The sequence below is a fragment of the Sorangiineae bacterium MSr12523 genome (genome assembly GCA_037157775.1).
GTDB lineage: Bacteria > Myxococcota_A > Polyangia > Polyangiales > Polyangiaceae > Pendulispora > Pendulispora brunnea.
Genome location: CP089982.1, coordinates 6,700,950 through 6,727,206 on the forward strand (window position 1 = coordinate 6,700,950; position 26,257 = coordinate 6,727,206).

At 68.0% G+C, this 26,257-nt stretch carries 4 protein-coding genes (1 of these 4 running past the window's edge); all 4 read right to left on the reverse strand.

Going from position 1 to position 26,257, the window contains the following annotated elements; genetic code table 11:
• Tightly spaced (each overlapping or abutting the next), the 4 genes in view from LZC95_25745 to LZC95_25760 form a layout consistent with a single transcriptional unit that may run on beyond the window.
• Window positions 1-1,406 carry the beginning of a type I polyketide synthase gene (locus LZC95_25745; GenBank protein ID WXB00206.1) on the reverse strand. 4,015 nt of this gene lie to the left of the window's left edge, so only the first 1,406 of its 5,421 coding nucleotides appear in the window; its start codon is at window positions 1,404-1,406; its stop codon lies off the left edge, out of view.
• Window positions 1,403-12,049, reverse strand: a complete 10,647-nt coding sequence (locus LZC95_25750; protein WXA89897.1) for a type I polyketide synthase — start codon at window positions 12,047-12,049, stop codon at window positions 1,403-1,405. The genes LZC95_25745 and LZC95_25750 overlap by 4 nt, the downstream gene beginning before the upstream one ends.
• Window positions 12,046-22,767, reverse strand: a complete 10,722-nt coding sequence (locus LZC95_25755) for an SDR family NAD(P)-dependent oxidoreductase (protein ID WXA89898.1) — start codon at window positions 22,765-22,767, stop codon at window positions 12,046-12,048. The genes LZC95_25750 and LZC95_25755 overlap by 4 nt, the downstream gene beginning before the upstream one ends.
• On the reverse strand, window positions 22,767-25,877 hold the full coding sequence (locus LZC95_25760) for an acyltransferase domain-containing protein (GenBank protein ID WXA89899.1): 3,111 nt from the start codon (window positions 25,875-25,877) through the stop codon (window positions 22,767-22,769). Before LZC95_25760 ends, LZC95_25755 begins: the two co-directional genes overlap by 1 nt.
• Window positions 25,878-26,257 lie beyond the last annotated feature (380 nt).

Below are 26,257 nucleotides of genomic sequence, written 5' to 3' on the forward strand. Positions count from 1 at the left end.
GGCGGCACTGCGACGGCGGCAGCGGGCGCCTCTTCGAGGATCACGTGCGCGTTGGTGCCGCTCACGCCGAACGACGACACGGCGCCACGGCGCGGTCGGTCCGAGCGGGGCCACGGCACCGCGCGCTGAAGCAGCTCGACGCCCCCTCGCGACCAATCGACGTGGCGCGAAGGGGGATCGGCGTGCAACGTCCGCGGCAGCTCGCCGTGCTCCAGAGCGAGCACCAGTTTCATCAACCCAGCCACACCGGCGGCACCTTGCGTGTGCCCGATGTTCGACTTGATCGAGCCGAGCCACAGCGGCCGCTCCGCGGTGTGCGACTGGCCGTACGTCGCCAGCAGCGCCTGCGCCTCGATCGGATCGCCCAGCGGCGTCCCCGTTCCGTGCGCCTCCACCACGTCGATGTCGTGCGCCTCCAGCCCCGCGTTGGTCAGCGCGCGCCGGATCACGTCCTGCTGGCTCGGACCATTGGGCGCCGTCAGCCCATGGCTCCGCCCGTCCTGATTCACCGCCGACCCTCGGATCACCGCGAGCACGCGATCTCCATCGCGCTCGGCGTCCGAGAGCCGCTTCAAGACCAGCATTCCGCACCCTTCGGATGCACCGATTCCGTTGGCGCCGGCTCCGAACGCCTTGCACCGGCCATCGGGCGCCATCCCCCGCTGCCGGCTGAATTCGATGAACGCCATGGGTGTCGCCATCACCGTCGCGCCTCCGGCCAGCGCCAAATCGCACTCACCGGCGCGCAGCGACGCGCATGCAAGGTGCACGGTCACCAGCGACGACGAGCACGCGGTGTCCACGGTCACCGCAGGCCCTTTCAGGCCCAGCGTGTACGCGATCCGACCCGAGCCGACGCTCCCGAAGGTCCCCGTCAGGACGTACCCATCGAACAAGTCCAACTGCGACAGGAGCCTCCCGCCGTAGTCGCCGTACAGCAGCCCGATGAACACGCCCGTCGCACTCCCCTCGAGCGAGTGCGGCACCGTTCCCGCGCGCTCCAGGGCTTCCCATGCGCATTCCAGCAAGAGCCGCTGCTGCGGATCCATCCGCTCGGCCTCACGCGGACTGATCCCGAAGAACGTCGGATCGAAGCGATCCGCGTCGTATAGAAAGCCCCCTTGCCGCGTGACCACTTTGCCGGGTGCATCGGGGTCGGGGTCGTACAAGCCTTCGCGGTCCCACCCGCGCCCTTCGGGGAACGGGCCGATCGCATCGCGCCCTTCCGACAGCAGCTCCCAGAGCTTGCTCGGGTTATCCACGCCTCCCGGATACCGGCACGCCATCGACACGATCGCGATCGGCTCGCGTGAGCTCGTTTTGAGCCGTTCGACTTCGTGATGGAGGCGCTGGATCTTGTGCAGGCTCTTCTCGAGCGTCTGCCGCAAAAGCATTTCTTGATTCATGAGCCGTCGTCGATGAGTTGCGCGGCAAGCTGCAGCAGCGCGTCGGTTTCGAGATCCTCGATGCGCGGAGCGTGAGGCTCGGATTGCAGGGGGGCCTTCGAAGAGGCCGCGCGAATGCCGAGTTGATGGTCCAGGAGCTCTGCGATCGACCTCGCCGTCGGGTAGTCGTAGACGAGGGTCGATGGGAGATCGGTCCCGCATTTCTGCATCAGCCGATTGCGCAGCTCGACGGCCGTGAGCGAGTCGAGTCCCAACTCCGTGATGGGACGTTCGACCGATACCGCTGTCGACACCGTGAGCGCGAGAACGGCGGCCGCCTCGGCGCGGACGAGCTCCACCAAGGCGTCGCGACGCTCGTCATCGGACAGACGGGCGAGGCGCGCGTGCAGGGTCGAGGGCGCGTGCCGCGGCGCCGTCGTGCGATCCGCAGGCTGCGACCGCGCGCGCAGGTTCAGCGACGCGGGCACGAGCATCGCGTCCGGTTGCTCCAGCGCCCGATCGAGCAGGCGCAGCGCCTGGGCGACCGGCATGGCCTCGATCCCTTCCCGCTTCATCCGCGCAAAATCCGCCGCACCGAGGCGCGCGGTCATCCCCAGGCCGCGCTGTTCCCAGAAGCCCCACGCGAGGCTCTTGGCGGGCACGCCACGCGCTTTCAGGTATCCGGCAAAGGCATCGAGGAACGCGTTCGCGGCGGCGTAGTTCCCTTGCCCCGCACTCCCCAGCGTTCCCGCCGCCGACGAGAACGACACGAACGCCGAAAGGCCGCTGCTCTTGGTGGCCTCGTAAAGGTGCCATGCGCCGTCGATCTTCGGCCGCAGCACCCGTTCCAGTTGCTCCGCCGTCAGGCGGGTCAACACGCCGTCGTCCAACGTACCGGCCATGTGAAACACCGCCGTCAGCGGCCGCTCGGACGTCACGGCGGCGACCAAGTCTTCGACGGCGTTTCGATCGACCACGTCGCAGGCGGCAATCTGCACCGACTGCGCACCCGCCTCGCGCAACGATGCCGACAACGCATCCGCATCCGGCGCAGACGCCCCGCGACGTGATGTGAGTACGAGGTGCCGCACCCCGTGGGCCGTCACCAGATGGCGCGCCACGTCTCGGCCGAGCTCTCCGGTTCCACCGGTGATGAGCACCGCCGCTTCTCGATCCAAGCCGTGCCATGCGGTCGATGCGGAAGAGGGAGAGCCGTTGGTGGCAACCGCGTGCAGGCTCGGCGCGTGCGCGGCCCCCGCACGCAAGGCCAGCTCATTTTTTCCGGTGGCCGCGACCGCTCGGCGCAGAAGCTCTCGCTGCTCCTGCCAATCTTCCGGGCCGGCGTCCACCGCACGGATCGCGCGCTCCGGGTGCTCCATGCGGGCGCTCCGCAGAAGGCCCCACACGGCCGCGGCGGCGACGCCGGCCATCGGATCGTCGGGCATGGCTTGCACCGCTCCGCGCGTCACCACCACCAGCTCGGTTTTCTCCAGCGACGGATCGGCGAGCCAGTGCTGAAGCCGCGAAACGGTTTGGCCCACGATGCGGTGCGCGCTTGCGACGATGCCGTCTTGCGATGGCTCCGTCAGGTCCAGGACGAGCCGGCGCAAGGGCGTGGCGTTCGGGTGCACGCCCAGCACGGCGGCCAACTCGCCATTGCCGCCGAGCACGACCTGCCCATGAGCCGCATCGTGCACGGCCTCCAGGGGCGTCTCGTTCCATACGGTGCGGTGGAGCGAGCACCCGCGTCCGGCAACACCGGCCAAGGCACGAACGCGCTCGGTGGTGGTCCATCGCGCTCGAAAGAGTCCGACCCGGCCAACACGCTGTCCCGATCCATCGACGAGATGAATGGACGCTCCAATCCGGTCGTCGTCTCCGTCGGCCTCGGCGTCGAGACGTACCCGCACCTCCGTCGCGCCGCGCGCGTCGATGACGATGTCCGAAAACGCGAACGCCAAGAGCACCTTGTCCACGTGGGAGGCGTGTGCGGCCTCCAACGCAGGGCGCGCCAACGAGTGGAGCACCGCATCGAGCAAGGCAGGGTGAAGAGAAAAGCGTTCCGCGGTCTTTGCAACGGCGTCGGGAAGGGCCACGCGCGCGTACAGGGTTCGGCCTGCACGCCACACCTCACGCAATCCATGAAATGCAGGGCCGTAGCCGTAGCCCTGCGCCGCGAGCCACGCGTAGCCGCCATCCGCCATGACTTGCTGCGCGCCGGGTGGTGGCCACGCGTGCAGCTCCGGCGCCTCGGCGCTCGGTGCTTGCCGCGGGCTCAAAAGGCCGCTGGCGTGTTGGGTCCACGCATCGTCGTCGTTGCCGCGGCTGTACGCGGCGAAGGGACGCCGTCCGGTGACGTCGGGTTCGCCGATCGTGACTTGCAATTCGATGCAGGCACATGGATCGAGCACCAAGGGCGAGGTGAAGGTCACCTCGGCCACGGCCGCAGCGCCCACGGCCTCCGCCGCCACCCAGGCCAGCTCCACGAAGGCCGTGCCGGGCAACAGCGCCGTCCCGGCCACCACGTGATCCAGCACCCACGGATGCTCTTCCGTCGACAGCCGCCCGCTCAACACGTACCCGTCCCGGTCCGCAAGTCGCACGGCGCTCGTCAGCCATGGGTGATCCACCGTTTGCCCGGCTCGTGCTTCCTGCGCGCGTGGCGCTTCCAGCCAGTAGCGCTGACGCTGAAACGCGTACGTCGGAAGCTCCACGCGCTCCGCGCCCGTCCCTGCGAAGACGGCCTTCCAGTCCACCGCGTGCCCTTGCGCGTGCAGCGCGCACACCGCCTGCATCAGCGAATCTTCTTCGCCTCGCTCTTTTCGCTGGCTCGGTACGAACTTCCCTCGCTCCGGTGAGATGCTCTCCGCTCCCAGCCCGCTCAGAATCCCTTGCGGACCGCACTCCAGGTACGTCGTCACCCCGGCCCGATCCAATGCGCGCAACCCGTCGGCAAACCGAACAGGCTCCCGAACCTGACGCACCCAGTACTCCGCGCTCCCGAGCTCCGTTCGTTCTCCCGTGACGCTGCTCACGATGCCCGTCCGAGGTGCTCCGTATTTCATCTTCCGCGCGACGCGCCCGTACGCCTCCTGCATCGGCTCCATCTGGCTCGAGTGAAACGCGTGGCTCACCGGCAGGCGCTTGACGCGTGCTCCGTGCGCTCGCAGCTCCTCGCTCAACGACTCCACCGCCGACGCTTCCCCGCTCACCACCACCTGCTTCGCCGCGTTCACCGCCGCCAGCGACACCCCGTATTTCCCAAGCAGCAACGACACCTCGGCTTCGCTCGCCTCCACCGACGCCATCGCACCGCCGCTCGGAAGCTCCCCCATCAAGCGCCCGCGCGCCGCGACCAACTCGCACGCATCCCCCAACTCCAAGACCCCCGACACGTGCGCTGCCACGAGCTCCCCCACGCTGTGACCCAGAAACACGTCCGCCCGCACTCCCCACGCTTCCCACTGCCGGTACAAAGCTACTTCCAGCGCGAACAGCGCCGGTTGTGCCCATTGCGTTTGCTCCAGCAGCTCCGCGTTCTGCGTCCCAGCCTCCGCGAACATCACCTCCTTCAGCGGCTTCTCCAGGTGCTTCGACGTCTCCTCGAACACCGCATCCAGCGACTCCCGGAAAGCTTCGTACTTCCCGTACAGCTCTCGACCCATCCCGGCGCGATGGCTTCCTTGCCCCGTGAATAGAACCGCCAACTTCCCCGCGGTCCGCGTTTCCGTGGTGGTCATCGCCCCGGGAGGCGGCATCCCGTCGGTCGCGAACTTCGAGAGCTGGGCGGCCAGTTCGTCGAGGGGCGCGTTCGTCGGGACTGTGAAAAGGAGTCGCGACGGGAGGTGGGCGCGTGTCGTGGCGAGACTCGATGCCACGTCCAAGAGACGCGTGGGGTGCGCTCGCAAATGCTCCGCAAGCCGGGCTGCTTGCGCGCGCAAGGCGGTTTCGTCCTGGCCCGATAGCAGGAGCGGCAGCAAGGAGAGGCGCGACGGCGAGACCGGGGGCTTTGCGCTCGATGTTCGAGCGGGGGACTCCTCGAGAATCAGGTGGGCGTTGGTGCCACTGATGCCGAAGGAAGACACGGCCGCGCGACGAGGACGGTCACCGCGGGGCCAGGACACCGGCGCGTTCAGCAGCTCGATATGTCCCTGAGACCAGTCGATGTGCGGCGAAGGAGGATCAGCGTACAAGGTCCTCGGCAGCTCGCCGTGCTCCAGAGCGAGCACCAGCTTGATCAGACCCGTTACCCCCGCCGCGGCCTGGGTGTGACCGATGTTCGACTTGATCGAACCGAGCCACAATGGGCGCTCCGCACTGTGCGCTTTCCCGTAGGTCGCCAGCAGTGCGTGCGCCTCGATCGGATCGCCGAGGCGCGTCCCGGTTCCGTGGGCCTCCACCACGTCGACGTCCGCCGCCGATACTCCGGCTGTCGACAGCGCCTGCCGGATCACCTCCTGTTGGCTTGGACCGTTGGGTGCCGTCAGCCCCTGGCTCCGCCCATCTTGATTCACCGCCGACCCTCGAATCACCGCCTGCACGCGATCTCCATCGCGCTCGGCATCCGAGAGCCGCTTCAAGACCAACACGCCGCACCCTTCCGCAGCGCCAATGCCATCTGCACCTGCGCCGAAGGCTTTGCATCGGCTGTCCGGCGCCATCCCTCGCTGCCGGCTAAATTCGATGAACGCCATGGGCGTCGCCATCACCGTCGCGCCTCCGGCCAGCGCCAAATCGCACTCACCGGCGCGCAGCGATGCGCATGCAAGATGTACGGATACCAGCGACGACGAACACGCGGTGTCCACGGTCACCGCAGGTCCCTTCAGGCCCAGCGTGTACGCGATCCGGCCCGAGCCGACGCTCCCGAAGCTCCCGGTCGCGATGTAGCCGTCGAACAGCTCCAGTCGAGAGAGGAGCCTGCCGCCGTAGTCGCCGTACACCAGTCCGACGAACACCCCCGTTGCGGTACCCTCCAACGATTGCGGCGCCATCCCCGCGCGCTCCAGAGCTTCCCACGCGCACTCCAGGAGGAGGCGATGCTGCGGATCGATCCGCTCCGCCTCGCGCGGGCTGATCCCGAAGACCGCCGGGTCGAATCGATCGGCGTCGTACAGAAAGCCCCCGTGCCGCGTCACCGATTTCCCAGGCGCATCGGGATCCGGATCGTAGAGGCGCTCGAGGTCCCACCCTCGCCCCTCCGGGAAGGGGCCGATGGCATCACGCTCTTCCGACAGCAGCTCCCAGAGCTTGCTCGGGCTATCCACGCCTCCCGGGTACCGGCACGCCATCGACACGATCGCGATCGGTTCGTCGTGCGCTGTCTGCCGCGCCGCGGGCGGGTGAGCGTGCGTCTCTTGCGTCAGCTCGACGAACGCACGCCGCATCAACATTTCGGCGATCGAGCGCGGCGTCGGGTGGTCGAAGGCCAACGTTGCAGGCAGGTTCGTTTCACTGCGCGCGCTTAGGCGGTTGCGCAGTTCGACGGCCGTGAGCGAGCCGAGTCCGAGGTCTCTAAGCGGCCTGTCCGGGGGAACTTGCTCCGCACTCGCCATGCGCAGGACCGCCGCGGCTTCGGCGCGGACCAGATCCAGCAAGGCACTGCGGCGCTCCGTCTCGGACAGGGTCGCGAGGCGGGCTCGCAGGGCGGAAGCTTCCGCGCGCGGGCGGTTCTCGGTCGATGCGAGCGCGGTCGGGCGTCGGGTACGGCGCGCGCGCATCGAGGCGAGATCCAGCGCTGCGGGGACGAGGACCGTCTCCGGGCGAGCGAGCGCCCGATCGAGCAGCGCTAGCCCCTGCGCCGGGGACAGGGCGGCGACGCCTTCCCGTTTCATCCGCGCCCGATCGGCCGCGCCGAGGTGCGCCGTCATGCCGAACCCGCGCGGTTCCCAGAAGCCCCACGCGAGACTCTTCGCGGGTACGCCGCGCGCCTGCAGGTACTCCGACAAGGCATCGAGAAAGGCGTTGGCCCCGGCGTAGTTCGCCTGCCCCGCGCTCCCCAGCGTCCCCGCCGCCGACGAGAACAGCACGAAGGCCGAAAGCTGCGCGCGCTTCGTCGCCTCGTACAAATGCCACGCTCCGTCGACCTTCGGCCGCAGCACGCGCTCCGCTTGCTCGGGTGTCAGATGCGCCGTCAGCGCATCGTCGAGTACGCCCGCCGCGTGAAACACCGCCGTCAGAGGGCGTTCCGCGGTGATGCCGGAGATCAGGTTTTCGACGGCGCCGCGATCGCTCACGTCGCACGCGACGAGCCGCACCGTATGCGCGCCGGCCTCGCGCAGCGCGTCCACCAAGGTGTTCGCTTCCGGCGCACGGCGGGACGTCAGCACCAGGTGCCGAACGCCGTGGGTGCTCACCAGATGACGGGCCACATCGCGTCCGAGCTCTCCCGTGCCGCCGGTGATCAAGACCGCGCCGTTAGGATCGCGATTGCGCCATGGTGTGCCGGCTTTGGTCGGCTCGAGCTCGGTCACCGCACGCAGTCTCGGCGCGAGCACGTGAGACCCGCGCAATGCCAGCTCCGGCTCTTCGTTCGCGTGGATGGCCCGGCGCACGAGCGCGCGCTGTTCCTCCAGATCGCCCGGGCCGAGGTCCACGGAACGGAGCACGCGATCGGGGTGCTCGGTGCGGGCGCTTCGCAAGATGCCCCATACCGTCGCTGCGGCGAGCCCGTCCACGCGATCGTCCGAGCGTGCTGCCACCGCCTCGCGGGTCATCACGACGAGCTCCGTGCCCTCGAGTTCGGGCGCGGCGAGCCACTGCTGAAGGCGCGAGACGGCTTCGCACGCAGTGCGGTGGGCTGCGCTCACGACGGCGCCTTCGTCTCGCGCCGTCAGGTCCATCACGATCCGGCGCGGCGGCTCCGACAACGCCGTCAGGTCCATCACGCGGCGCGCGTGCAGCAGCGTGGCCAGCGTACCATCACCGCCGAGCACCACCTGGTCCTCGGTCAGCGACGTGTTCTCGTTCAGCGCGATCTCGTTCCATGCAAGCTGGTACAGGGCGTGCTCGGTTTTGCCCGCGGCGTCGCGCACTTGCTTCGCCGTGGCCCATCGCGCATCGAATGCACCGATCCGCGCGACACGATGCCCGAGTGCGTCGGCCAATTCGATCGATGCCGCAAGCCGGTCGTCCCCGTCCGTGGGCTTCACGACGATGCGCGCGCGCACGGCGGCCGCCCCGCGTGCCTCGAGTGCGACGTCCGACCACGCGAACGGCATCGGGATCCCTTCGCGTACCGACGGATTCGAGCCGAGCTCCGCCCGCAGGAGCGCTTGCAGCGAGGCATCGAGCAACGCGGGGTGAAGCGCGAAGGTGTGTGCTTGCCCGGCGACGACATCGGGCAGAGCCAAATCGGCATAGATGGTCTGCCCGTCGCGCCACGCAGAGGTCACCCCGCGGAACGCCGGGCCGACCCACCCGTCGAGCATCTCGAGCCATTGGGTCACGTCGATCGGGGTGGCGCCCGCCGGCGGCCACGCGTCCACCGCCCATCGCGCGGTGTCGTCCGCGCGTGTCTCTCGTGCGGTCGCGCGCATCGCGCCGCGGGCATGAGCGGTCCACGCCGCCTCGGTCGCATCCTCGGGCCGGCTGTAGATCGCGAAGCGAAGCTGCCCGGAGGGGTCGGCTTCTTCGATGCGGATCTGCAGCGCCAAGCTTTCGGCCTCGAAAAGCGCCAGCGGGCTTTCGATGGTCAGCTCCGCGAGCTCCGTCGCGCCAACGGCCTCGCATGTGGCAAGCGCGAGCTCGATGAATGCGGTTCCCGGAAGCAACGCCGTGCCCAGCACCACGTGATCCAAGAGCCACGGGTGCGCGCCCGTCGAAAGGCCTCCGCTCACGACGTATCCCGCTCGATCGGCCAAGCGGATCGCGCCGGTTAACCACGGGTGATCGATGGCCAGCGATCCTGGCGCGGCGAGCGAAGTGCCCCGCGGCAAGTCGAGCCAGTAGCGCTGTCGCTGAAACGCATAGGTCGGCAAGTCCGCCCAGGCTCCGCGCCGTGCACCGAGCACGTTCTCCCAATCCACTTCGTAACCCTGCGCGTGCAGCCTCCCGAGGTTCCGAAGAAGCGCGCCTTCCCCTCCCGCTCCTCGCTCCAGGCTTCCGACCACCACCCCACCGGAGCTCCCCTCCGTCAGCGCCAGCCCCAACACAGGGTGCGCGCTCACCTCCACGAACACGCCGTATCCCTCGGACAGCAGCCGCTTCATCGCTCGGTCCAGTCGAACCGGCTCCCTCAGGTTCCTCCACCAGTACTCGCCGTCCAGTGCCGCTCCACTCGTCGGCTCCCCGCTCACCGTCGAATAGAACTCGACGTCCGTTTCCCTTCCCCGAATCCCTTTCAGCTTCTCGCGCATCTCCTCCCGCAGCGGCTCCACCTGCTCACTGTGCGAGGCGTAATCCACCTTCACCTTCCTCGCGAACACTCCCTCACGCTCGTACGCCTCCACCAGCCGCGACACTCCACCGGCTTCCCCGCTCACCACCGTCGAGCTCTCCGTATTCACCACTGCGACGGACAGTCCGTCTCCATTGAGCTCCAACCGCCGCGACACTTCCTCCACCCCTCGCTCGATCACCGCCATCCCTCCGCGACCGGCGATCGTTCCCACCAGCACGCTCCGGACCGCCACCACTTCCGACGCCGCCTCCAACGTCAGCGCGCCCGATGCGTACGCCGCCGCGATCTCCCCTTGGCTGTGGCCAACGACGGCGTCCGGCTCCACGCCCCACGCACGCCACATCGCCGTCAGCCCCACCGCCATCGCGAACAGCGCGGGCTGCACCACCTCCACCCGCTCCAACGACTCCGCCCCGGCCTCGCCCCTCAGGACCGACTCCACCGACCAGCCCGTCCACTTCCGCAATGCTTCATCGCACGCGCGGACCGCTCCCGCGAATACCTCGCTTCGCTCCAGCAGCGTCTTTCCCATTCCCTCCCATTGGCTTCCCTGGCCGGGGTACACGAACACCACGCGACCCAACGTCCGCGCTCGCCCTTCCGTTACCGCTGCGTGTGCCTCCCCGCGACCCAGCGCCTCCAGCCCTTCGCGGGCCTGCCCCACGTTCGACGCCATCACCACCGCGCGAACCTCGTGGTGCGTCCGCCCCAACGCCGCCGTCCGCACGACGTCTCCCCATCGCGTCTTCGGATGCTCTCTCAGCCACCGCGCCCAACGACTCGCCTGCTCCCGTACCGCCTTCTCCTCGGCTCCCGACACCAGCAGCGGGTAGTCTCTCTCGCTCTCGCCCTCTTCTTCGGGCGATGCCGCCGGTGCTTCCTCCACGATGACGTGCGCATTCGTCCCGCTGAATCCGAACGAGGACACCGCGCCTCGACGGGCTCGCTCGCGCCGGGGCCACGGCATCGCTTCGTTCAACAGCGCGATGTGCCCGGGAGACCAGTCGACGTGGGGCGATGCCGGATGCGCGTGCAACGTTTTTGGAAGCTCGCCGTGCTCGAGTGCCAGGACCAGCTTCATCAGACCGGCCACGCCGGCCGCCGCTTGCGTGTGCCCGATGTTCGATTTGATGGAACCGAGCCATAGCGGCTGCTCCGGGGTGTGGGCCGCGCCGTACGTTGCCAGCAGCGCTTGCGCCTCGATGGGATCGCCCAGACGGGTGCCGGTGCCGTGGGCTTCGACGACGTCGATGTCGGCCGCCGTCAGGCCTGCAGACTTCAATGCCTGACGAATCACGTCTTGCTGACTCGGGCCGTTCGGCGCCGTGAGGCCCTGGCTACGCCCATCTTGATTCACCGCGGAACCGCGGAGGATCGCGAGCACCCGATTGCCTTGGCGCTGCGCGTCCGATAGCCGCTCGAGCACGAGGAGACCGCAGCCTTCGGACCATCCTGCGCCGTCGGCGGCCGCACCGAAGGCCTTGCAGCGGCCGTCGGACGCGGTGCCGCGCTGGCGGCTGAATTCGACGAAGGCCATCGGCGTCGCCATCACGGTGGCGCCGCCCGCCAGCACCAGATCGCACTCGCCCGCACGCAGCGACAAGGTCGCGAGATGGATGGCCGAAAGCGATGACGAGCATGCGGTGTCCACGGTCACCGCGGGGCCGCGAAGTCCCAGCGTGTAGGCGATGCGCCCCGATCCTACGCTGGGGAGAGTCCCCGTCGCGATGAAACCGTCGAGGGCCTCGGGCTCGTGCAGCAAGCGACCGCCGTAGTCCGCGCACGAGATGCCCACGAAGACGCCGCTCGCGCTCGAGTCCAACGAATCGGGCGCCACGCCCGCGCGTTCGAGCGCCTCCCACGCGCACTCGAGCAACAGCCGCTGCTGCGGGTCCATCGCCTCCGCCTCGCGCGGGCTGATGCCGAAGAACCCCGGATCGAAACGATCCGCGTCGTAGAGAAACCCGCCCTGGCTCGTGAGCGACTTGCCCCGCGCGTCCGGATCCGGATCGTGCAGGCCCGTCACGTCCCAGCCGCGCCCCTCGGGGAATGGGCCGATGGCATCGCGCCCCTCGGCCAGCAAGGTCCACAGCTTTTCCGGCGTATCGACCCCACCGGGGAATCGGCAGGCCATGGCCACGATCGCAATCGGCTCGCGCGCCTCGAGCTCGCGTTTCTTGAGTTGCTCGAGTTCACGATTCAGCCGGCGGATCTCGAAGAAGCTCTTTTCGAGCGCCTCACGGACCGAGACCTGTTCTTTCATTGTGCGCCTCCGGTGAGGTCGAGAAGGAGCCGCGCCAAATCGTCGTCCCCCATGTGCGCGAGCATCGGGTCGTTCTCGGGTGGGTCTTCCTGGCCACCGGCAAGCTGCGTGAGCAGATACTCCGCGACGCGCTTCGGGGTCGGATGGTCGAAGGCGAGCGTCGCCGGGAGGTCCGTACCGGTTTGCAGCTTGAGTCGATTTCGAAGCTCCACGGCGGTGAGCGAATCGAGCCCGAGATGCTTGAGCGGCTTGTCGACGGCGACCGCGTCCGCTCCTTCGAGCGCCAAGACGGTGGCCACCTCACTCCGCACCAGAGCGAGCACGGCGCGCTCCCGTTGCGCCTTCGGCAGCGCGGCGAGGTTCGCGTCCGCAGCCTTTCGCGGCGTCGTACGGATCATCCCGCGCAACATCGATGGCACCGCGCCGTGACGCGCGAGCGCGGCAAGGTCCAGAGACGCGGGAACCAAGGTGGCTTCGGGGTGCGACAGCGCGCGGTCCAGCAGGCCGAGCGCGCGGGCGACTGGCATCGGCGCAATTCCCTGACGCTTCAACCGCGCGAGGTCGCTCGCTCCGAGGTGTGCGGTCATCCCCAGATGGCCCTTCTCCCAAAAGCCCCAGGCGAGGCTCATCACCGGCGCCCCCTGCGCGCGCAACGAGCCGGCCAGGGCATCGAGGAGCGCGTTCGCGCACGCGTAATTCGCCTGCCCCGAGCTGCCGAGAATCCCGGCGACCGACGAGAACAGCACGAAGGCCGAGAGCGGGGTCTCCTTCGTCAATTCGTACAAATGCCACGCTCCGTCGATTTTCGGCCGCAGAACGCGGGCCAACTGCTCGGCCGTCAATTGCGTCGCCACACCGTCCTCGAGCACCCCCGCGGCGTGCACGATCGCGGTCAGCGGGTGCGCGGGCGGAATGGTACCGAGTACGCCGGCCAGATCATCGCGGTTCGCCGCGTCGCACGCCACGATGCGGACAGTCCGAGCACCGGCGTCGCGCAAGTCTCGAAGCAGCGACGCCGCATGGGGGGCATCCATGCCGCGTCGGGAAGTGAGTACGACGTGCTGCGCCCCGTGTGTTTCGACGAGGTGCTGCGCCACATGCCGCCCGAGCTCCCCGGTGCCGCCGGTGATGAGCACCGTCCCATTCGGATCGAGTGCGGCCGGCGGGACGAGCACCAGCTTGCCCACGTGACGCGCGTTGGCCATGAAGCGAAAGGCCTGCGGTGCGTGACGGAGATCGTAGGCGGTGTACGGAAGCGGCGAGAGCGCTCCTTGTTCGAAGAGCGGCGCAAGCTCGCGCAACATTTCCTGAATGCGATCGGGCCCCGCATCGAGAAGATCGAAGGCCGTGTAGCGAACACCGGGGTGCTCCTGAGAGACGCGCTCGGCATCGCGGATGTCGCTCTTGCCCATTTCGACGAAGCGACCTCCCGGGGAAAGAAGACGCAACGAGGCGTCGACGAATTCTCCGGCGAGGGCGTCCAGCACCACGTCGACGCCTTGGCCATTCGTGACAGTGCGAAACGTTTCTGCGAACGCGAGGGTACGCGAGGATGCGATGTGCTCCGGATCGAGTCCCATGCGATGGAGTGCCGGCCACTTGCTCGGGCTCGCGGTTGCGAACACCTCCGCTCCCCAGAGTCGGGCAAGTTGCACGGCGGCCATTCCCACACCGCCGGCCGCGGCATGGACGAGCACACGCTCACCCGACTTCAGCTCGCCAAGGCCGCGCAGACCGTGCAGGGCCGTCAGAAAGGCCACCGGAACCGTCGCGGCCTCCGCGAACGAAAGACCTCGCGGGATCGGCGCAAGAAGACGAGCGTCCACGATCGCGTGGGTCGCCATCGCGCCTTGCACGAGGCCCATCACCCGATCCCCTTGCGCCAGATGGGTCACTCCAGCGCCGACGTCCATCACCAGGCCGGCCGCTTCGAAACCGAGTGGCCCCATGTCGCCTCGATACGTCCCGAGGGCGTTCAACACGTCGCGAAAATTGAGCCCCGCCGCACGCACCGCGATCCGCACGTGCCCCGGTTCGAGCGGTCGCGTCGCCGCCAAGGATTCGGCGAGCTCGAGCCCCTCGAACGATCCGCGCGTTCGCACGCGCAGCTGGCACGCGTTCGAAGCGGGGGCAGGCAATGCCGTGCGGCCTGTGGGGTTCGCCGGCTCGAGTCGTGGTGCCCGCACGACCGCGCGCACGGCCAGCTCGGGTTCCTGCGTCGACATCGCGCGACGCAACAGGGCGTCATCGAGGTCATGACCGAGGTCGAGCGCACGGAGGGTGCGGTCGGGATGCTCGACGCGGAGGGCACGGAGCAAGCCCCATGCGGCGGCGGCAGGAGCGGTCACGCGGTCGTCGGCGGCCGTGGCCACGGCACCGCGGGTCACCACGACGAGTTCCGACGAAGCCAAGTCGGGCGACGCGAGACACGACTGCACCCGCGAAAGTGCCGTCTGCGCGGCAGCATGCATCATCTCGAGCGGGGCGGCGGCATCGCAGGCTGTCAGGTCGATGACCAAACGGCGCGGCGGCGCGACGTCGCCTGCCAAGGCGGTGGACAGATCGGCGAAGTTCGCGAACGCGCGCACGCCCAACGCTGCCGCCAGTGAACCGTCGCCCCCGAGAACGACGTGGTCGCTCGGTCGCCACGTCGTTTCGTCGAGCGTCACTTCGATCCAGGCCACGAGGTACAGATCGCGGTGGACCGGGTTGGCGGCGGTGATTTCGCGCAGCTGCTCGGCGGTTGCCCATCGGGCGCGGAAACTGCCGATGCGCGCGACCGCTTCCCCGTCGGCGCCAGCGAGGTCCATCGATGTGGTGATCCCGTCGGCGTCGTCGCAGACGATCACGCGGGCGCGGAGCGAAGACCCGCCCGGGGCGCGCAATGCAAGGTTGGAGCACGCGAACGGCAGCGGTTGCCCTTCCCGCGCCTCGGCGCGAAGGAGGACCTTCAGGAATGCGCGCAACGTGGCGTCGAGCAAGGCGGGGTGCAGTCGGTATTCGTGCGCCCGATCCTTCACGGCGTCTGGCGGTGCGACGTCGGAATAGATCGTCCGCCCGTGGCGCCATGCGGACACAACGCCCCGAAAGGCTGGACCGATCCAAGCATCGACGGTGTCGAGCCACTCGGACATGTCGATGGGCTCGGCGCCGCTCGGTGGCCATGGCTCGTTCGCCCACGATGGCATCGGGTCGGTTCGTGCCTCGACGTCCTCACCGAGCGCGCCGTGCGCGTGCGGGGTCCACGGCGCGTGCTCGTTGCCCGCGGGGCGGCTGTAGATGGTGAACGATCTCCGAGCATGGACGTCGGGTTCGCCGATCGTGACTTGCAGTTCGATGCAGGCACATGGATCGAGCACCAAGGGCGAGGTGAAGGTCACCTCGGCCACGGCCGCAGCGCCCACGACCTCCGCCGCCACCCAGGCCAGCTCCATGAATGCCGTGCCGGGCAAGAGCGCTGTCCCGGCCACCACGTGATCCAGTACCCACGGGTGCTCTTCCGTCGACAGCCGCCCGCTCAGCACGTATCCGTCCCGGTCCGCAAGGCGCACGGCGCTCGTCAGCCATGGGTGATCCACCGTTTGCCCGGCTCGTGCTTCCTGCGCGCGTGGCGCTTCCAGCCAGTAGCGCTGACGCTGAAACGCGTACGTCGGAAGCTCCACACGCTCCGCGCCCGTCCCCGCGAAGACGGCCTTCCAGTCCACTGCGTGCCCTTGCGCGTGCAGCGCGCAAACCGCTTGCATCAGCGAATCTTCTTCGCCTCGCTCTTTTCGCTGGCTCGGTACGAACGTTCCTCGCTCCGGTGAGATGCTCTCCGCTCCCAGCCCGCTCAGAATCCCTTGCGGACCGCACTCCAGGTACGTCGTCACCCCGGCCCGATCCAATGCGCGCAGGCCGTCCGCAAACCGAACAGGCTCCCGAACCTGACGCACCCAGTACTCCGCGCTCCCGAGCTCCGTTCGTTCTCCCGTGACGCCGCTCACGATGCCCGTCCGAGGTGCTCCGTACTTCATCTTCCGCGCGACACGCCCGTACGCCTCCTGCATCGGCTCCATCTGGCTCGAGTGGAACGCGTGGCTCACCGACAGCCGCTTGACGCGTGCTCCGCCCGCTCGCAGCTCCTCGCTCAACGACTCCACCGCCGACGCCTCCCCGCTCACCACCACCTGCTTCGCCGCGTTCACCGATGCCAGCGACACCCCGTACTTCCCAAGCAGCAACGACACCTCGGCTTCGCTCGCCTCCACCGAGGCCATCGCACCGCCGCTCGGAAGCTCTCCCATCAACCGTCCGCGCGCCGCGACCAACTCGCACGCATCCCCCAACTCCAAGACGCCCGACACGTGCGCCGCCACGAGCTCCCCCACGCTGTGACCCAGAAACACGTCCGCCCGCACTCCCCACGCTTCCCACTGCCGGTACAAAGCTACTTCCAGCGCGAACAGCGCCGGTTGTGCCCATTGCGTTTGCTCCAGCAGCTCCGCGTTCTGCGTCCCAGCCTCCGCGAACATCACCTCCTTCAGCGGCTTCTCCAGGTGCTTCGACATCTCCTCGAACACCGCATCCAGCGACTCCCGGAAAGCTTCGTACTTCCCGTACAGCTCTCGACCCATCCCGGCGCGGTGGCTTCCTTGGCCCGTGAATAGAACCGCCAACTTCCCCGCGCTGGGCTCGTGCGGTGTTTGCGAGGCGCGCGTGGGAGGCGGACCGCCATTTGCGAACGACGCCAGCGACTCCGTCCACGTCGCGGTGGAGGCATCGCTAGGAACGGGCCAGGCGAGCCGTGCTGGCAAGTGCGTGCGCGTCGTCGCGAGACTGGCGGCGAGATCCAAGGTTCGCGCGTGCGGGTTTGCGCGCACGTGCTCGAGCAATCGTCGGGCTTGCGCACGCAGTGCCGTCTCGTCGTGGCCCGACAAGAGCAACGGCAGAATCGACGGCGCGGGGGCCACCTTGGCGTGTGCCGCCGCGTTGGCCGGTCGAGCCGGTGCCTCTTCGAGGATCACGTGGGCGTTCGTACCGCTCACACCGAACGACGACACGCCCGCTCGCCGCGGCGTGCCCGTGCGGGGCCAGGGCGTGGATGCATCGAGAAGGGCGATGTGCCCGTGGGACCAATCGACGTGCGGCGACGGAGGATAGGCATGCAAGGTTGCGGGAAGCTCCCCGTGCTCGAGCGCCAGCACCATCTTGATCACACCGGCCACACCGGCGGCAACCTGCGGGTGGCCGATATTCGATTTGATCGAGCCGAGCCAAAGCGGCCGCTCGGCGCTGTGCGCTTTTCCGTAGGTGGCCAGCAGCGCTTGCGCTTCGATCGGATCGCCGAGACGCGTTCCCGTTCCATGCGCCTCCACCGCGTCGATGTCCGCCGCCGTCAGTCCGGCCACGGCGAGCGCGCGCTCGATCACCGCTTGTTGGCTCGGACCGTTGGGCGCTGTCAGCCCCTGGCTGCGTCCGTCCTGATTCACCGCCGAGCCGCGGATCACGGCAAGCACGGGATCGCCATCCCGATGTGCATCGGAGAGGCGCTTCAGGACCAGCATCCCGCAGCCTTCGGCCCAGCCGACGCCATCGGCACCCGCGCCGAACGGTTTGCAGCGACCGTCGGGCGCAATGCCGCGCTGACGGCTGAATTCGACGAAGACCATCGGGGTGGCCATCACCTGGGCGCCACCCGCCAGAGCCAAATCGCACTCGCCCGCACGCAATGAAGTGCATGCAAGATGCATGGATACCAGCGACGACGAGCATGCCGTATCCACCGTCACCGCGGGCCCCTTCAGGCCGAGCGTGTACGCGATGCGGCCGGAGCCGACGCTGAGAAAATTCCCCGTCACGAGGTGACCGTCGAACGATTCGAGTCGATGCACGAACCGCCCGCCGTAGTCGGTGTGCGCGAGCCCGACGAACACCCCGGTCGCGCTTTCTTCCAGCGAGTGCGGAGCGATCCCTGCCCGCTCCAGAGCTTCCCACGCGCATTCCAAGAGGAGCCGTTGCTGCGGATCGATCCGCTCGGCTTCGCGCGGGCTGATTCCGAAGAATGCCGGATCGAATCGGTCGGCGTCGTAGAGAAATCCGCCGTACTGCGTCGTCGACTTTCCGGGCGCGTCGGGATCCGGATCGTAGAGCCCCTCGAGGTCCCAGCCCCGCCCCTGCGGGAACGGGCCGATGGCGTCGCGCCCTGCCGATAGCAGCTCCCACATCTTGCGCGGGTCATCCGCGCCTCCCGGGTAGCGGCAAGCCATGGAGACGATGGCGACCGGCTCGTCGTGCGCCGTTCGGGGCGCTGCGGGAAGCGCGAGCTGCGGCGCCGGTTCGGCGAAGGCGCGGCGCATCAACATATCGGCCATTGCTCTTGGCGTCGGGTGGTCGAAGGCCAAGGTAGCCGGCAAGGCCGTTTCACTGCGCGCGCTCAAACGGTTGCGCAGCTCCAGGGCCATGAGGGAGTCGAGACCGTGCTCTTTGAGCGACTTGTCGAGAGGAAGTTGCGCCGCGCGCGGCAGGCCGAGGACCGCGGCCGCTTCCGTGCGCACCAAGTCCAACAGGACATCGCGGCGCTCCGCCTCGGGCAGGGGCGCGAGGCGCGCGCGCAAGGCCGAGGCTTCCACGCGGGGATTCGCCTGCGGTGCGGAGCGCGCCTGCGGCTGAAACGGCCATGCCGCAGGGTCGAGCGCGGCCAGCACTTGCGTCGCGGTCGGGTGCGCGAGCGCGCGGTCCAGCAGCGCGAGCGCGCGCGGGCGGCTGAGGGGCGTGATGCCACGCCGTTTCAAGCGCTCCAAATCGGGCGCGCCGAGGTGCGAAGTCATGCCGAGGCCGCTCGACTCCCACACGCCCCACGCGAGACTCATCGCGGGCACGCCACGTGCGCGCAGGTGCCCGGCCAGCGCGTCGAGGAACGCGTTCGCGGCGGCATAGTTGGCTTGCCCTGGATTTCCCAGCGAACCCACCACGGAGGAAAAGAGGACGAACGCGGCAAGCGGCGCAGCCTTCGTCGCCTCGTAAAGAAGCCAGGCGCCGTCCACCTTCGGCCGCAGTACGCGCTCCACCTGCGCCGGGGTCAGCCCGGTCACGACGGCGTCGTCCAACACGCCGGCCAAGTGAAACACCGCTGTCAGCGATCGCTCCGCTCGCAGCGCGGAGACCAGAGGCGCCCATGCACCGCGGTCGCTCGCATCGCATGCAACGAGCTGCACTGTCTGGGCGCCCGCGGCGAGGAGCGACGCTCGCAGCGCGCTCGCGTCCGGCGCATCTTCCCCGCGGCGTGAGGTCAGCACCAGGTGACGAACACCGTGGGTGCTCACGAGGTGATGCGTCAATGCACGACCGAGTTCTCCCGTTCCGCCGGTGATGAGCACCGCTCCGTTCGGGTCGAGTGCGATCGGGGACGCGCCCGCGCGGTCGGCGTCGGTCATAGGGTGCCATCCTGGCGTCAGCACGCGAGGGGCGCGCACGACCAGCTCGGGCTCGTCGTCGGTAGCGATCGCGCGGCGCAGGAGATCACGTTGCGCGGTCCAATCTTCCGCACCGGCGTCCACCACGCGGAGCCTTCGATCGGGATGCTCCGTGCGGACGCTGCGCAACAGGCCCCACGCGGTCGATGCCGCGAGGCCTTCCACCGGATCCTCCGGGGTCGCCGCGATCGCGCCGCGGGTCATCACCACGAGTTCCGTTTTCTCGAGTGCCGGCGCAGCGAGCCACCGCTGAAGCAGCGAAACGAGTTCGCCCGCCACGCGGTGCGCGCCGGCGACGACGGTGTCATGCTGCGCGGTTAGGTCCACCACGAGACGGCGAGGCGGCGTGGCCTCGTCCGATGGTGCGCAAAGGTCTTCGACCCGTGCGATCGCACGCACGCCGAGGGCGCGGGCCAGCGATCCATCACCGCCGAGGACCGCATGCGCATCGGACGTCCATTCGGCGTTCTCCAACGTGGCCGCGGTCCAGGTGATCCGATAGCGATCCGGCGCGTCTGCGTCCAACAAGGAGTGGGACATGCGCCGGGGGGAGTCGAGCCAGTAGCGCTGTCGCTGAAACGCATAGGTCGGCAAGTCCGCCCAGGCTCCGCGCCGTGCACCGAGCACGTTCTCCCAATCCACTCCGTAACCCTGCGCGTGAAGCCTCCCGAGGTTCCGCAGAAGGGCGCCTTCCCCTCCCGCTCCTCGCTCCAGGCTTCCGACCACCACTCCACCGGAGCTTCCCTCCGTCAGCGCCAGCCCCAACACAGGGTGCGCGCTCACCTCCACGAACACGCCGTATCCCTCGGACAACAGCCGCTTCATCGCTCGGTCCAGGCGAACCGGCTCCCTCAGGTTCCTCCACCAGTACTCGCCGTCCAGCGCCGCTCCACTCGTCGCTTCCCCGCTCACCGTCGAATAGAACTCGACGTCCGTTTCCCTTCCCCGAATCCCTTTCAGCTTCTCGCGCATCTCCTCCCGCAGCGGCTCCACCTGCTCACTGTGCGAGGCGTAGTCCACCTTCACCTTCCTCGCGAACACTCCCTCACGCTCGTACGCCTCCACCAGCCGCGACACTCCACCGGCTTCCCCGCTCACCACCGTCGAGCTCTCCGTATTCACCACGGCAATGGACAGTCCGTCTCCATTGAGCTCCAACTGCCGCGACACTTCCTCCACCCCTCGCTCGATCACCGCCATCCCTCCGCGGCCGGCGATCGTTCCCACTAGCCCGCTCCGGACCGCCACCACTTCCGACGCCGCCTCCAACGTCAGCGCGCCCGAGACGTACGCCGCCGCAACCTCTCCTTGGCTATGGCCAACGACGGCGTCCGGCTCCACGCCCCACGCACGCCACATCGCCGTCAGCCCCACCGCCATCGCGAACAGCGCGGGCTGCACCACCTCCACCCGCTCCAACGATTCCGCTCCGGCCTCGCCTCTCAGGACCGACTCCACCGACCAGCCCGTCCACTTCCGCAGCGCTTCGTCGCACGCTCGGACCGCTCCCGCGAATACTTCGCTTCGCTCCAGCAGCGTCTTGCCCATTCCCTCCCATTGGCTCCCCTGGCCGGGGTACACGAACACCATGCGACCCAACGCCCGCGCTCGCCCTTCCGTTACCGCTGCGTGTGCCTCCCCGCGACCCAGCGCCTCCAGCCCTTCGCGGGCTTGCTCCACGTTCGACGCCATCACCACCGCGCGAACCTCGTGGTGCGTCCGCCCCAGCGCCGCCGTCCTCACGACGTCTTCCCATCGCGTCTCCGGATGCTCGCCCAGCCACTTCCCCCAACGACCCGCCTGCTCCCGTACCGCCTTCTCCTCGGCTCCTGACATCAGCAGCGGGTAGTCTCTCTCGCTCTCTCCCGCTTCTTCGGGCGGTGCCGCGGGCGCTTCCTCCACGATGACGTGCGCATTCGTCCCGCTGAATCCGAACGAGGACACGGCTCCCCGACGCGCACCGTCGCGTGCAGGCCATGCGAGATGCTCGGTGGCGACCTTCACGCAAAGACGGTCCCATGGGATGTGGGCATTGGGCGTGGCAACGTGCAGGGAGCGCGGGATTTGCGCGTGCTGCAGCGCGAGGACGGTCTTGATCAGGCCGGCCACGCCCGCGGCAGCCTCGGTGTGACCGATGTTGGACTTGATGGACCCGAGGATCAGTGGCTTCTCGACGGGGCGCCCGGATTCGTAAACGGCGGCCAGCGCTTCGACTTCGATGGGGTCGCCCAAGCTCGTGCCGGTGCCGTGGCATTCGACCATGTCGACCGTGGCGGCATCGATGGAGGCGCGCGCCAGGGCCGTTCGAATCACTGCCTCTTGGGCGAGTCCGCTCGGAGCCGTAAGGCCTTGACTTCGTCCATCTTGATTGACCGCGCTGCCTCGAACGAGGGCGAGGATGCGGTCTCCATCGCGCTGGGCATCGGAAAGGCGTTTGAGCAGCAGAATGCCGCCCCCTTCTGCGCGCACGTAGCCGTCGGCGTCCGCGGAAAACGTCCGGCAACGGCCCGTCGGCGAGAGCGCCTTCAGACGAGAGAATGCAACGTAGCCCTCGGGGGCCATCAGCGCACTGACCCCGCCGGCCAACGCCCAATCGCACTCGCCATGTCGGAGCGCCTGGCAGGCCGTATGCACCGCCACCAGGGACGAGCTGCATGCGGTGTCGAGGGCCATCGCCGGACCGCGTAGCCCGAGCCAGTAGGCGAGACGCCCGACGATGGTGCTGGGCGAAGCACCCGTCAGCGTATAGGCGTCGATGCGCTCCGGATGGGAGAGCGCTTCGGTTTGGTATTCCGAACCCGACATGCCGACGTAGACACCGGCGTTGGCGCCCGCGAGATTGCCCGCTCGGATGCCCGCGCGTTCGAGCGCTTCCCATGCGATCTCGAGCAACCAGCGCTCTTGCGGATCGATGCCCACCGCTTCGCGCGGGCTGATTCCGAAGAACGCGGCGTCGAAGCGTTCCACATCGCCCACGAATCCGCCCCAACGGCTGTAGGTCTTGCCGGGCGCGTCCGGATCCGGATCGTAGAAGCGTTCGAGATCCCAGCGCGATGCGGGAACCTCGGTGATGACGTCCCTGGCCTCGACGAGCACGTCCCAAAGCTTTTCGGGCGTGTCGGCGCCGCCGGGGAATCGGCAGGCCATCGATACGATCGCGATCGGCTCGCGCGCACGCTCTTCGATCGCGCGCAGTCGCTCCTTGGCCGAGGCCAGGGAGGCCATCGTCTTTTCCAAGTAGGCGCGAAGCTTTTCGCTGCGGTCCATCAGCGCGCCCCTTTCATCGGCCGATCGTCGTGAACGAGCGCATCGATCGAATCGAACAGCTCCTCGTCCGACATGGGCGACGCGTCCCCCGTCGTGCGCGGGATGGCGCGCACGCCCGATCGCGGATCGTCGGCCGAGGCGAACATCTCCTCCAGGAGACGATGGGCCATCGCGTTGGCGCTCGGATAGCTGTAAACGAAGCCCGCCGTCAGTCGAAGCTGCGTTCTTCGGACCAGACGGCCCACCAGCTCGACGGCCACCGGCGATCGCAAACCGAGATCGCGCAACGGGGCGTTCGGCAGGACCATCGACGGCGCAATCCCGAGCACCGCCGCGATTTCCGCGCACACCCGCTCACGCAGCCACGGCTCCCGGCGCGACGGGGACAAGCGGGAGAGCTCCTCGGACCAAGTGGCGATTTCGTCCCTCGGCCGATTCGTCGTGTCGCGTTCATCGCGCTCGTCCGTGTCGAGCCAATAGCGCCGGCGCTGAAAAGCATACGTCGGCAAGTCCACCGGCGTTCCCCTTCGCGCGAGTACGCGGTCCCAGTCCACCGGGTGGCCTTGCACGTGGAGCGAGGCGAGCATCTTCAGCAACGTCGACACGCCGCCCGCGTCTCGTTGCAAGCTGCCCACGACGATCCCATCGTGCGACCGGCTCGAATCGGCCAGCGCCGCCTCGAGGACCGGATGCGCGCTCACCTCCACCATCACGCCATGACCGGCATCCCCAAGGCGAGCGAGCGCGCGATCCAATCGCACCGGCTCGCGCAAGTTGCGGCACCAGTACGTCGCATCGAGCGCCTCGCCGGACAATTCCTCCCCGAACACCGTCGAGAAAAATGCGATCTCGCCTTTTCCTCGTTTTACCTCCGCGAGCCGCGCGTTCAATTCGGGCAGAACCGGCTCGACGTGCCGGCTGTGCGATGCGTAATCGATATTCACGCGCCGCGCGTAAATCCCCTCTCGTTGGGCCGCCGCCAGCAGCGACTCCACGGCATCGGTATCGCCCGACACCACCGTCGAGCCTTCGGTGTTCACGGCCCCCACGGACAAAGCGCCCGCGTACTCGGCGAGCCGCTTTTCCACGACATTCACCGGTTGCTCGATGAGAGCCATCGCGCCCGACACCCGCCTCACCACATCGCTGCGCACAGCGGCCACACGCGCGGCCTCCTCCAGCGACAGCGCACCCGACACATAGGCCGCCGCGATTTCACCCTGGCTATGGCCGACGACGGCATCCGGCTCCACACCCCACGATCGCCAAAGCGCCGTCAGCCCGACCGCCATGGCAAACAACGCGGGCTGCACAATGTCACGCTCCCGCGGTGGAACGAGGGCATCTGGCTCGCCGCGCAAGACCGATTCGACCGACCATCCCGTGCACGGGCGAAGTGCCGCATCGCAAGCCCGCACCGCATTCGCAAAGATCTCCGACTGCGCGAACAGCTCACGCCCCATGGCCGGCCATTGAGACCCGTGCCCCGGGTAGACGAAGACGACTTTTCCGGGTGTTCGCGCCCGCCCTTCCGTCAGCGCCGCATGCGGCTCGCCGTTCGACAGAGCACGCAGCGCCGCCGCCGCCTCCGTCGTGCTCGAGGCCATCACCGCGGCGCGAACATCGTGGTGCGTCCGACGGCATGCGGCCGTGTGAACGACGTCTTCCCAGTTTGCCTCGGGATGGGCTTCCAACCAGAGTGCCCATCGCTTCGCCTGCGCCCGAAGCGCGGTTTCACCTTTGGCGGACACGAGCAACGGCAGCCGCTGTTCCCCTGAAGCCTTCTTCGTAGGAAGACCCGCCGCACGCGGGGGCGCCTCGAGCACCACATGGCAATTCGTGCCGCCAAAACCGAAGGCGCTCACGCCCGCGCGCCACGGTCGATCGACCTCGGGCCATGCGCCCGCCTCGGTTTGAATTTGCAGACCGAGCGAATCGAATGGGATCGCGGGGTTGGGCGATTCGACGTGAAGGCTCGCAGGAATCGACCCATGGCAAAGGGCCAAAGCTGCCTTCATCAAGCCCGCAATCCCCGCGGTCGCTTCCGTGTGTCCGAGATTGCTCTTGATTGAACCGATCCGCAGCCGATCGTGCGCGGGCCGACCGGCACCGAGCACCCGCCCGAGCGCCTCGGCCTCCACGCCATCGCCGAGCGGCGTTCCCGTACCGTGCGCTTCCACGTAGTCGACCTCGTGCACGGATACGCCGGCCCGCGCATAGGCATTGCGGAGCAGCGCCTCCTGCGCCTCGATGCTCGGAGCGGTCACGCTGCTCGTGCGGCCGTCGTTGTTCGTCGCCGACCCGCGGATGACCGCATAGATGCGGTCGCCGTGCTCGAGCGCACGCGACAGCCGCTGAAGCACCACGAAAGCGACCCCTTCCGAGCGCACGTAGCCGTTTGCGCGATGGTCGAATGCCTTGCAGAGGCCGTCGGGCGCCATCGTCCCGAGCTTCGTCATCTTGATGGTGTTGTAAGGCGTGAGGATCAGGTTCGAGCCCCCGACCAGCGCCAGATCGCATTCCCCGTCCTGCAGACTCTGCAGCGCGAGATGCACGGCGACGAGCGACGAGGACGACGCCGTATTCACCGACAACGCCGGCCCGCGAAGACCGAACGCGTGGGCGACTCGCGCCGCGATCATTCCAATATCGTTCCCCGTCGCGGCGTGCGGCGATAGCCCCTCGAGCTTTCGAGACGCGAGCAGATCGTACTCCGACCACATCGAGCCGACGAAAACGCTCGTTCGATGATACCGAAGCCTGCGCGCACCCAAGCCAGCGTCCTCGAGAGCCTCCCACGCCGTTTCCAGTGCAAGACGCTGCTGCGGGTCCATCTGCTTCGCTTCGCGCGGCGATATATCGAAGAATGCAGCATCGAAATGGGCAACATCCGCGAGAAAACCACCTCGCCGGGACGAGATTTTCCCCGGCGCGCACACGTCTGGATCGTAATGGCATTCAGCATCCCACCGGTCGGCGGGAATCTCTTGAATCAAATCACGCCGCGCGGATATGGCATTCCACAACGCATGGGGCGAATCGATCCCTGCGGGAAAACGACAACCGAGACCGGTGATGCAAATGCTGGAATCCAGTACGATATTACGCATCAATTGAGATTCGATCCGTCGGCACGAGCACCTCGACATGCGACTTTCGGCGCACCAATCCATGCGATCCTTCGAGCGCTTCGCACGCTCGGCGCACGTCGAATCCTAGTCGATCGGGTGCGTTTACATCGGTCATCGAAGGCCCGACGTCAACCCGACTAGAAACGATTCGGGCTATTCTGTTGCGCCAACGGCAACACGGTCAAGAGTGAACCGGCCATTCACACCGCATTTCATATTCGAAATATAAGCTCATGACTTGGTAGAATTGCCTGCGTTACTTTCCTAATCGACAGCGGCGTCTACCATTTCGAGGTAAAACCATATGACGTTGTACGATTTGATAATTACGAGTCCATTGAAGCGCGAACGGCGGTGAC

Coding starts and splice junctions, on each gene's coding strand:
- LZC95_25750 (WXA89897.1), bottom strand. CDS start 12,049: ATGAAAGAACAGGTCTCGGTCCGTGAGGCGCTCGAAAAGAGCTTCTTC.
- LZC95_25755 (WXA89898.1), bottom strand. CDS start 22,767: ATGGACCGCAGCGAAAAGCTTCGCGCCTACTTGGAAAAGACGATGGCC.
- LZC95_25760 (WXA89899.1), bottom strand. CDS start 25,877: ATGCGTAATATCGTACTGGATTCCAGCATTTGCATCACCGGTCTCGGT.